This is a genomic window from Embleya hyalina (assembly GCF_003967355.1).
GTDB classification, from domain to species: domain Bacteria; phylum Actinomycetota; class Actinomycetes; order Streptomycetales; family Streptomycetaceae; genus Embleya; species Embleya hyalina.
Map to the genome: position 1 here is coordinate 1 of NZ_BIFH01000073.1, position 10,172 is coordinate 10,172.

The window sequence follows — 10,172 nt, forward strand, 5'->3', positions numbered from 1 at the left end:
CGCCCGTCTCGTCGAAAGCCCCCCGTCCTGGAGCCCCGCACGCCGCCGCTGGCCCACCACCGACTCCGGCCGGCCCCGCACCAGCCGGCCCGCAACCACAAGCGCAACGTGCGCCGGGAGTGGCCCTCGGAGGACCCGCCCCGCCCCCGCCCAGCCCTGTCGTCAGCGCCCTTCCCTGCCGCCACCGCCGGTCGCCGGGGGGCGGATGGCTTCGATGATTCGGGCGAAGCTTTCCTTGCCGTGGCCCGCGGCGATTTGGTGGTCGATCAGGTGTTGCACCGCGGCGATCACCTCCGTGCGGATGCCCTGGTCGTGGCCGGCCTCGGCGATGGTGTCGACGGCGGCCTTGTTGAAGTCCAGGCTCTGGGTCTCGGCCGTGTAGTCGGCGCTGTCGAAGTACTCCGCGTGGCCGGTCAGGCCGCCGGTCATCGCGGTGAGCCAGGGGGCCGCCAGCTCGGCGAACTCGGTTGCCGGGACGCCTTCGCTGCCGACGAGCGCGGCGCCGTAGGCGAAGCCGGCGAACATCGAGTACATCGAGCCGAGCAGGGCCAGGTCGTAGAGCGAGGCCAGCCCCGCGTCCGCGCCGAACCAGCGTGCGCCGCCGAGCAGTTCGAGGAGGCCGCGGTGGGTGTCGAAGGCGGCCTGCGAGCCGCTGTACAGGAGTGAGGCGACGGGGAGGCCGATCATCTCCGGGATGGCCATGATCGCGCCGTCGAGGTATTCGATCCCGTGCTCGGCGGCCCAGGCCGCGGTTTCCCGGGCCCGCTTCGGGGTCACCGTGGTCACGTTGATCACCAGGCGGCCGGCGAGCGGGTCGACCAGGGCGGCCAGCGTGTCGCGGACCGACGTGTCGTCGAGGAGGCACACCACGACCACCGGCGAGGCGCGGACCGCCTCGGCGGCCGTCGGGGCGAGCGTCACGCCCTGGGCGACCAGATCGTCGGCGCGGCCGGCGGAGCGGTTCCAGACGGTGGTGGGGTGGCCGCCCCGGTGGATCGCACCGGCGATGGCCCGGCCCATCGCGCCGAGGCCGAGGACGGTTACGGGGGTGTGGGACTGCTGCGCGTTCACGGAGGTCTCCAGATGTGCGGAAGAGGGACGGAGAGGGGATGGGAGAGGGATGGGCTGAGATCCATCCTTGATTGACGCACTCCAGTCGACAAGTACCTACTAATTGGTTAGGTACTGACGAAAAGGTAAGTATTGAGGCGGGCGGCCGTGACGGTGGCTGTTCGCGCCGCTGTCCGGCCCCGAATCGGGGGAACTCCCCACGTCCTGCGAACAGGTGGTCGGTTTTCGCCCGGACGCCTTTCGGCGTCCATCCGGGACCGGCACAATCGCCGCCATGGCGATGATCGAGACCCGCAAGCCCGTCGGCGAGCGGCTGAAGGCCGGCGCGCTCGGACTGCTCTCCGGTGGCGTGATAGGCGTCGCGCTGGGCTGCTTCGTGGTCGGGTGCATCCTGGGACGCTGGCAGGTCTGCGTGATCGGGGTCGGGGTCTTCCTGCTCAACATGGCCGCGTGGGCCTTCGGCGGGCGCGTCCAGCGGGCCCGGGACGTGCGTGCGCCGGCCCGGCTCGCGCTGGCCGTGATCGAGAGCCGGCGCGCCCTCGGCAGCGATACGGCCGACATCCCGGTCGAGTTCGATCTGACCGTGGCGCCGGACGAGCGCACGGCGTACCGGGTGAAGACGCGGCAGGACCTCAACATGGTCGACATCCCCGACTATCGGCCGCGTGGGGTCGTGGTGGTGGAGTACCGCCCCGACGACCTGTGGGAGGTCAAGCTCGTCACCGAGCCGACCGAGGAGTGGGCCCGACGGGCGAGTGTGGAGACGGTGGACTCCGCGCCGGAGTCGACCATGGTCTCGCGCCCGCCCGGCGAGGGTTCGTTCTGTCTGCTCGCCACGCTCGGCCTGCTGGTCGGCGCGGGGATCGTGGTACTGCTCTTCCGGGCGGAACTGGCCGACGAGTTCGGCGACTCGGGGACGAAGACCACGTCGTCGTCCGTGTCGTCCTCCGAGACGAAGGTCACGAGTAGCGTCTCGACCGGTACGACCGTCTCCGGCACCGCGTCGTCCGACTCGATGCTGGCCGACGGAGAGCTTCGCCGGCTGGTCGGCTCGCTGGTGAGCGGGATGCACACGGGCAACGCCGCCGCGTTCACCATCGACGAGCACGGGATCTCGATGCAGGGCGTGCTCGGCGCGCCGGTCGACCCCGGCGCGGTGATCGACGTCAATACGCTCCCGCTGGAGCGGTTGCCCGGACTGGTACAGATCGCGCGGACCAAACTGGGGATCGCCGAGCCGAATTCGTGGCGGATCACCTTCGAGCCGGTGGCCGGGTCCGGGACCGTGGTCATCCGGGTGACCGTGACCGGGGCCGAGGGCAAAGCGTCGCTGGAGGCGGACGGCGAGGGCCGGATCACCAAGCGCAACCCGCGCTGACGGCGGTCCGGGCGGTCGCGAGCGGCCGGGGTACCCCGCTCCGCCGGCCCGCGTCGGCGGGGGATCATCGGGTTTGTGATCCGCCGTCACCGTCTCGCGAACACGGGTGAATCCTTTCGCGCCCGCCGCGCCTCTCATGCGTGTGCGGACGACCGTCTCGTCCGCCCCGCATCCCATCGGGAGGACCCCATGACCGTAGTCGTCATCGTCGTCGCGGCAGTCGCGCTGCTGCTGTGCGTGTGCACCGTCACGCTGCGCCGTCGGAGGCGTCAGCGTGGCTGACCACACCTGGCCCGGCGCGGTCCTGGTCGCCGCCGCGCAGCGCGGTGACGTCGACGCGCTCACCGCGCTGGTGCACGGCTCCCACCCGCACGTGCGCCGATTCGCGCATACGTTGTGCGCCACCCCCCAGGACGCGGAGGACGCCGCCCAGGAGGCGCTGATCATCCTCTACCGCAAGATCGGCATGCTCCGCGCGTCGGGGGCGTTGGCGTCGTGGATGTTCCGGATCGTCCGCAACGAGTGCCTGCGTCGCACCCGTGCGCTGGTCCACCACGCGTCGGCCGCCGAGTCCGACCCGTTCGCCACCCCGGGCGGTACCGCGCGCTCCGCCGAGGAGGACGCCCTGCTGCGCCTGGAGGCCGAACGGGTCGCGGCCGCCGTCGCCGCCCTGCCCGACGATCAGCGGCAGGTGCTGGTCATGCGGGACATCCAGGGTCTGCCGGGCCGGATGGTCGCCGATCGGCTGGGGATCGGCACCGCCGCGATGAAGTCCCGCCTGCATCGATCCCGTTCGGCGGTACGCGAGGCCCTGCGCGACGAACCGTCCCGGAGCGAGGAGAACCGACGATGACGCCCGACTCGACCACGACCGCGACGACGACCACGCTCACGAAGACACGCACCACCGAGCCCGCTTCCCCGCCCGCCGATCCGCCCGGGCCGGACACGGGGGACGCGCCGGACACGCGGGACGCGCACGGCGCGCACGACACGCCCAAGCGCACCGGCTTCGCCAGTGCCACCGTGCCGCGCCATCTGGCCCGGGGCGCCGTCGGGTTCGGCGCGCTCGTCGCATCCCTGGCCCTGCTGCCGCTCGCCGGCCCGGTGAGCCTGCTGCTCGCGCCGGTCGGCCTGCTCGCGCTGCGCGGTTGCCCGATGTGCTGGGCGATCGGCCTGATGGAGACCATCTCGGCCGGCCGCCTGCGCCGCTCCTGCGCGAACGGGAGGTGCGAACTCACTCGTCCCGCGAAATAGGCGCCGCGCCGTCCGGCGGATCCTGCCGAGTCGGGATCCGCCGGGCCGGCCCGCAGTCCGAGCCCGGCCCCGAGCCGGAGTCGGAGCCCCGGCCCGGCCCCGCGTCGCAGCCCGAACCCGGCCCCGGGCACCGCGAAGACGCGCCCTCCCCGGGCTCACATCCACGACATGACCGACTCGTCACCACTGTTGTCGTAACCCGGGATCACGTGCTCGTAGCTCTCGTACGGGTTCGTGACGTCGAAGATGCGCGGGTTGTCGAACTGGACGTACAGGGTGCGTCTGCGGGCGGCGCCGGTCGCGGCCGGGCCCGCGTGCATCCCGCACCCCATGTGCACGGTCACGTCGCCCGGTTCGGTGGTCATCCCCACCACCGGCAGCCGCGCCCACTGTTCCGCCGTGTAGCGCTCGTGCGCGACCGTGCCCCACGACCCGGCCAACGCGTACAGCTGCGAACTGTCCTGGGTCACCGCGTCGAGCCGGATGCCCACGTGCACGCGCGGACAGGTGATCGGACAACCGCCGAGTGCGCAGTCCTTGTGCCAGGGCAGGTCCGGGATGGACAGCGGCTCGGGCGCGGTGCCGAACTCCTTGAGCACGGCGATCTGTCCGGAGTCCCGGTCGGTCACCGCGACCACGTCCTGGCCCGCGAGGCCGCACAACATGCGCACGGTCGGGTCGTCGGCCAACGCGGCGATCCGCGGCGAGCGCATGCCCAGGTAGGTCAGCCGGTAGGGCGAGCGCCGCCCGGCCGGGTCCGCGGCCCACAACGAACCCCGGTCGCCCTCGCGGCACAACCCGCGGATCCGGTCCACCTCGCCGGCCAACTCCTCGACCCGGTCCGCGTCGAAGACCTGACGCACCACCAGATAGCCGGTGGTGCGCAGGAAATGCGCCATCTCGTCGGGTTCGTCCCGAGTGCCGAAGTCGCGGTGCAGGTCGATCGGCCGATCCGCCAGGTCGCGCAGATCGAGGGCTTCCGGGTGGTAGATCGGCGTGCCGGAGTACATGCAGCGGATCGCCGGTTCCCAGGTGTCCCAGTCGGCGAAGGTGCCGCGCACGAAGCGCACCGCGTGCGACTCGACCAGGCCGCGGCTGGTGCGCAGTTCGTACAGGTAGTCCTGCCACGCGCCGGACGCCAGCTCGACGACCAGTTCGGCGTCCGCGCTGACCCCCGGCACGATGCGCACCTCGCCCCGGTCCTCGACATAGCTGTACGCCGAACCGTCGGGCATGCACAGGGCGATCGGGGCGCGGCCGGCCACGTCCCAGGCGACCCGTTCGCCGAGTCCGCCCTCGAGCCGGCGTGGCAGTTCCACCCGATGGAAAGAATCGAAGCACACGACCGGCCAGCCCAACACACTGAACGTGCCTCGGTCGGCGTCGTGCGCCACCGCCGATCCCGCGCCCGCTATCCCCATTGCCCCGTCCTCCCCGTTGTGCACCCGGCACACCGGCCGGGTCGTCACCAACGGTAGGCAAACAGCGTCAGAACAGCGTCAGAGCAGCGCGAAAGCGCAAGGTGACAGCCAGTCAGCTCCGCGACGGTACGCCGGTGTCCGGCGGGTCCCCGAGCAATCGCACCGCGTCCTGAAGCGTACGCTCCGCGTGTCCGGGCAGGCCCAGTCCGACGCAGCGCGCGTGCGCGGCGGCGAAGTGCGCGCGGGCGGCGGCCTCGTCGCCGACCAGCGCGGCCAGGCCACCGAGCACCCGGCGCACCGGGCCGAGCGAGGAGCCGGTCCAGTCCAGGTGGTCCGCGTACGGCGTCAGCGCCTCGGCCACGAGCAACCCCCGCTCGGTGTCGCCCAGTTCCAGGGCCACCTCGCCGAGCCGCATCAACGAGCCGGTCCACAGCAGGTCCACCGGGATGGTCGCGAAACCCGGTACGCACAGGGCGTGGAACTCCTCGCGCGCCGACTTGGGATCCGCCGACGCGGACGCCGCCCAACACGCCTGTACCCGCCACCAGGACACGTCCCGGGACCAGCCGGCCGCCACCCCGGCCCGCCGCGCCATCACACCCAGCCGGCCCTGCTCCCAGCGCACCGCCAGGATCTGCGACAGGTTGAACGAGCGCACCGCCTCGCGCGGCAGCCCCGAACGGCGGGCCAGGCGCAGCGCGTCGGCCAGCACGTCCGCGGCCCGCGCGGTGCGTCCGCGCAGCAGTTCCAGACCGCAGCGGTAGATCAGCACCTCCCACATGAACCACGGGTGCCGCAGCCGCCGGGCGACCCGCTGCGCCTGCGCGTACTCGCGCTCGGCGGCCGGGATCGCGCCGCACACCACCAGGTCGTAGGCCTGGTTCAAGTGGCTGCGAAACAGCGACTCCTGATCACCGGTCAGCCCGGACAAGACGGTCAACTCGCCGCTCATCCGCAGCCGTTCCTCGACCAGGTCGGGCCCGGACGCGGCCAGGTGGTGCGCCTCCAGGCCCTGGGCCAGCGCGTCGTGCGAGCCCGATTCGCGGGCCGCCTCCAGGGCTTCGTAGAGCATGCTCAGCCGAGCCTCGCGGTCCTGCCCGAAGGTGAGCGCCACCGCGAGCGCGGCCAGCAGCAGCGAGCGCAGCGCGATGTCGGCGGGCAGCGCGGACGCGATCGGCAGCGCGGCCAGCGCCTCGCGCAGCAGGGCGACCAACTCCAGGTCCACGCCCACCTGGTACACCTGCCCCAGGCGGACCATGGCCAGCGCCACCCGGCCGAGCCGGCGCGAGTCGGAGAGCGCCCGGGCCTCCTCGGCGGCGCGGCGCAGTACCTCCCGGCAGCGCCGGTCGCCGCACCGGTCCAGCGCGGCGCCGCGCGAGAGCAGCAGGTCGCAGCGGGTCTCCGGGGCGGGGTCGGTGACCATCGGCAGCACCTCCAGGGCCTGCCGGTAGTGCTCGGCGGCGACCTCGAACGCGCCGCCGTCGCGCGCCTCGTCGCCCGCCCGGCGGGCGTAGTCCAGCGCCCGGCGGGCCTCGCCGAATCGGCAGGCGAGCCGGAAGTGGTGGGCCAACTCGGGCAGATGGGCGTCCCGATCGCCCCTGGCCTCCAGGGCCAGGCCGACCTTGCGGTGCAGTTGCAGGCGGCGCGCGGTGGGCAGTTCCTGGTAGAGCGTGGAGCGGACCAGGGCGTGGACGAAGGTGAAGCGGCCCGGGCGGTCGGTCTCCTCGCCGCGCACCACGTGCGCGCGTTCCGCGTCGTCGAGCGCGTCCACGACGGTGTCGAAGCCGCCGGGGTGCACGGCCGCGACCAGGTCGATGTCGAACGCCGGGCCGACCACCGCCGCCACCGTCAGCGCCTCCAGGGTGGACTGCGGCAGGCCGAGCAGCCGCTGGCGCAGCACGTTGCGCACCCGGCGCGGGACGTCGGCGGGCACGCTCTTCCCCAGTGCCGACCAGTCGCTGACGTCGGCCCACTGGCGCAGCAGTTCGGTGGCCAGGAGCGGGTTGCCGTCGCTGAGTTCGCGCAGTACGTGGGCCCGGACGCCCTCGGCGCGCGGCGGCAGCGGGCCGGCCAGTACGTGGGCCAGTTCGACCAGTGCGGCCACGTCCAGGCCGCCGAGCGGCACGTGCAGGGGGTGCAGGTCGCGGTAGAGGTCGGCGATCAGCCGGGTCATCGGATGCACCGAGCCCAGACCGGTGTCCCGGAAGGCGATCACCACCACCGCACGGGTGCCGACCAGGGCGCGGGCGACGTGCCGGAGCATCAGCATGGTCGAGGTGGAGGACCAGTGCACGTCGTCGAGCAGCAGGATCAGGTCCCGCTCGCCCGCGGCGTGCCGGAACACCCCGGCGACCGCCTCGAACAGCCGATACCGCTCGGTGTCCGAGTCGGGCGGCCCCTGAGGCTGGGTCAGGCCGGCGGGTTCCAGCGGCAGTTCGGGCAGCAGTCGGTGCAACTCGCCGCCCAGGTCGCCGACCCGCTCGCGCAGCTCCTCGGCCGCGACGTCGCCGAGGTGGGCGCGCAGCATGGTCACGAACGGTTGGAAGGGCGCGGCCACGCCCTCGTCGCTGCGTCCGGTCAGCACCAACGCGTTCCGGCCGGCGCGGGTGGCGAACTCGTTGAGCAGGAAGGACTTGCCGATCCCGGCGTCGCCGCTGACCAGGATCACCCGCGAGCCGACCTCGGCCCGGGTGGACTCCTCGAGCAGGCGCAATTCGGCGGAGCGGCCCACGATCGGCCCGGGCGCGCCGTGCGGGAACACGTCGTGCGCCGAACGGGTCGGGGCGGGCGCGGGCGGCGCGTCCAGACCGGGCGTCGGTGAGGCGAAGCGGGCGGCGGGCGCGGGTACCGGCAGCGGTTGCGGCGTGGCGTCGCCGAGCAGGCGCAGGAACGCCGACTCGGTCTCGGGCGAGGGGCCCACGCCCAGTTCGGAGTTGAGCAGCCGCCGACACCGCTCGTAGGCGCGCAGCGCGGCCGCGCGGTCGCCGCCGGCGGCGTGCGCGGTCATCAGCAGGCGGTGGCTGCTCTCCCGGAACGGGTCCAGGTCGACCAGTTGGGCGGCGCGGGTCACGGCCGCGTCGGCGCGGCCCAGGTGCAGTTCGGTGGTCACCGACACGGCGAGCGCGCGCAGTCGGGCCGACCGCCAGCGGGTGCGCCGCTCGTTCACCCAGTCGCCGTCCAGGCCGGGCAGAAACGGCAGGGCGAGGATCTCGTGCGCGTCGTGCGCGCGGGTCCTGGCCTGCGCGAACGCGCCGTGCACGGCCAGCGCTTCGGCCTCGATCAGGGCGCTTTCCGCCGCCTCCACGTCGACCTCGGTCCCCTCGGGCAGGGACAGCACATAACAACCGGCCCGGTGGCGCAACACCGACGACGCGTCGTAGCCGGCCTGCCCCAGGAAGCCGCGCACCCGGCTGAGCACGCCACGCAGCGCGCCCTCCCACGACTTGGGCGCCTGCTCGGGCCACAGGAGCGCGGCCAACTCCTCACGCGGCACCGGGTGTCGGCGGCCGAGCGCGAGTGCGGCGAAGACGAGCCGGGCCTGCGGTCCGCCCAGCAGGTCCTCCGCGGCGCGACCCGCGGGGCCGTCGACGCAGACATGGCCGAGAACACGTACCCGGACCACCATGCGACGGACCCCCCTCCTGCTGTCGTCGGCGAGACGACCGATTCCCCGGCGCCGGTCCGGGAGCGGTTCGAAGGACCCCGCGCGCCACATCGTACGAACCGAACGGTGCGCTCGGCGGCCAATTGCGCCGGCGCCCAGGTCACAACCCGGCCAATCGCTTGATCCCCACCAGGGTTTGTCGCAAGCTTCGATCCGCACACGCGCGCTCCCGATCGGGTGGTTGATCGGGCTGTCGATCGGGTCCGTCCGCGGGTGGGTCCGTCGGCGTGGACGATCGCCGGCGGGGCAGACGGTGGGTGGGCCCGGACTCGCGGGCCCGGACGGGTTGTCGACCGGATCGGTGGGGTCGAGTGGGTCGCCGGGGACGGTCGGGCACGGTCGGATCCGGGCGGGGAGGAGCAGGGATGAGCCTGGAAGATTGGCAGTTGCCGCCGGTACGGGAAGGGCGGCCCGCGCCGGAGGAGTTGGAGGCGCGGCGACGCGGCACGGCGGCGTACCGCGAGGAGCCCGAGGAGGGGGTGGCGGTCGCCCGACGCCTGGTGGGCGGGGTGCCGTGCACGTTCCTGGAGGTGCCGGTCCCGGCGCTGACGCTGCTCTACTTCCACGGTGGCGGCTATCGCATGGGCGACGCGGAGGGCTGGTTGGGGATCGCGTCGCGGATCGCGCTCGCGGCCCGGGCGCGGGTGATCCTGGTCGAGTACCGGCTCGCTCCGGAGGCGCCGTTCCCCGCCGCGCTGCACGACGCGGCGAGCGTGTACGACGCGCTCGTGACGGTGGATGAGGAGGGCCTCGACACGCCGCCGTTCGTGGGCGGCGACTCGGCCGGCGGCGGGTTGGCGGCGGCGCTCGCGCTCGCGGCGCGGGGCGCGCGGGTGCCGATGCCGGCCGGACTCGTGCTGCTGTCGGCGTGGTTGGACCTGACGGTGACCAAGCCCACATACGACTCGAACGCGGCCACGGACCTGTTCATCTCGAAGCGGTCGTTGCGCGAGGCCGCCGAGATCTACCTGCAACTGCACGACCCGAGCGATCCGTTGGCCTCCCCGCTGTTCGCCGACCTGTCCGGCCTGCCGCCGGTACTGCTCCTGGCCTCCTGCCACGAGGCCCTGCTCGGCGACACCACCGCATTCGCCTCCCGAGCCGCCGCAGCCGGCGTCCCGGTCCAGGCCCACCTGATCCCCGACGTCCCCCACGCATGGCCCGCCATCGACCCGAAAATCCCCGAATCCACAACAGCAATCGCCGCAATAGCCCACTTCCTGACGCCACAGCCACCACCATGACGCGACTCCCGAAGCAGAACCGGCCGGGGCGGCCGGGCCGGGCGTCTCCGGTGTGCGTTGCGCTTGTGGCTGCGGCCGGCCGGTCCGAGACAGGTCTGAGTCGGTGGTGGGCCGCCGCCGGCGTGCGGGGCTCCGGG

7 protein-coding genes are annotated in these 10,172 nt (G+C 73.3%); 4 read left to right on the forward strand and 3 right to left on the reverse strand.

The window, feature by feature from the left end; all coding sequences use genetic code 11:
• Positions 1-162 precede the first annotated feature (162 nt).
• Positions 163-1,071, reverse strand: a complete 909-nt coding sequence (locus tag EMA17_RS51320; RefSeq protein ID WP_246127517.1) for an NAD(P)-dependent oxidoreductase — start codon at positions 1,069-1,071, stop codon at positions 163-165.
• A 274-nt stretch (positions 1,072-1,345) separates the two neighbouring features.
• On the opposite strand from EMA17_RS51320, the gene EMA17_RS51325 reads away from it, so the two are divergent.
• The 3 genes from EMA17_RS51325 to EMA17_RS55895 all read left to right on the forward strand — a co-directional run bounded on the left by EMA17_RS51325 (position 1,346) and on the right by EMA17_RS55895 (position 3,706).
• On the forward strand, positions 1,346-2,449 hold the full coding sequence (locus EMA17_RS51325; protein ID WP_126644115.1) for a hypothetical protein: 1,104 nt from the start codon (positions 1,346-1,348) through the stop codon (positions 2,447-2,449).
• A 274-nt stretch (positions 2,450-2,723) separates the two neighbouring features.
• On the forward strand, positions 2,724-3,302 hold the full coding sequence (locus tag EMA17_RS51330; protein ID WP_126644116.1) for an RNA polymerase sigma factor: 579 nt from the start codon (positions 2,724-2,726) through the stop codon (positions 3,300-3,302).
• On the forward strand, positions 3,299-3,706 hold the full coding sequence (locus tag EMA17_RS55895) for a hypothetical protein (RefSeq protein ID WP_307721600.1): 408 nt from the start codon (positions 3,299-3,301) through the stop codon (positions 3,704-3,706). Before EMA17_RS51330 ends, EMA17_RS55895 begins: the two co-directional genes overlap by 4 nt.
• A gap of 155 nt (positions 3,707-3,861) precedes the next feature.
• Here EMA17_RS55895 and EMA17_RS51340 read toward each other — a convergent pair whose 3' ends face one another.
• Together EMA17_RS51340 and EMA17_RS51345 are read right to left on the reverse strand one after the other, a co-directional pair.
• Positions 3,862-5,025, reverse strand: a complete 1,164-nt coding sequence (locus EMA17_RS51340) for a phytanoyl-CoA dioxygenase family protein (protein ID WP_160161895.1) — start codon at positions 5,023-5,025, stop codon at positions 3,862-3,864.
• 214 nt (positions 5,026-5,239) lie between these two features.
• Positions 5,240-8,752: an ATP-binding protein gene (locus EMA17_RS51345; RefSeq protein ID WP_160161896.1), complete on the reverse strand. Its 3,513-nt coding sequence runs from the start codon at positions 8,750-8,752 to the stop codon at positions 5,240-5,242.
• A 404-nt stretch (positions 8,753-9,156) separates the two neighbouring features.
• Between EMA17_RS51345 and EMA17_RS51350 the strand changes: the two genes are divergently transcribed.
• Positions 9,157-10,035, forward strand: a complete 879-nt coding sequence (locus EMA17_RS51350) for an alpha/beta hydrolase fold domain-containing protein (protein WP_126644119.1) — start codon at positions 9,157-9,159, stop codon at positions 10,033-10,035.
• Positions 10,036-10,172 lie beyond the last annotated feature (137 nt).

Coding starts and splice junctions, on each gene's coding strand:
- EMA17_RS51350 (WP_126644119.1), top strand. CDS start 9,157: ATGAGCCTGGAAGATTGGCAGTTGCCGCCGGTACGGGAAGGGCGGCCC.
- EMA17_RS51325 (WP_126644115.1), top strand. CDS start 1,346: ATGGCGATGATCGAGACCCGCAAGCCCGTCGGCGAGCGGCTGAAGGCC.
- EMA17_RS51345 (WP_160161896.1), bottom strand. CDS start 8,752: ATGGTGGTCCGGGTACGTGTTCTCGGCCATGTCTGCGTCGACGGCCCC.
- EMA17_RS55895 (WP_307721600.1), top strand. CDS start 3,299: ATGACGCCCGACTCGACCACGACCGCGACGACGACCACGCTCACGAAG.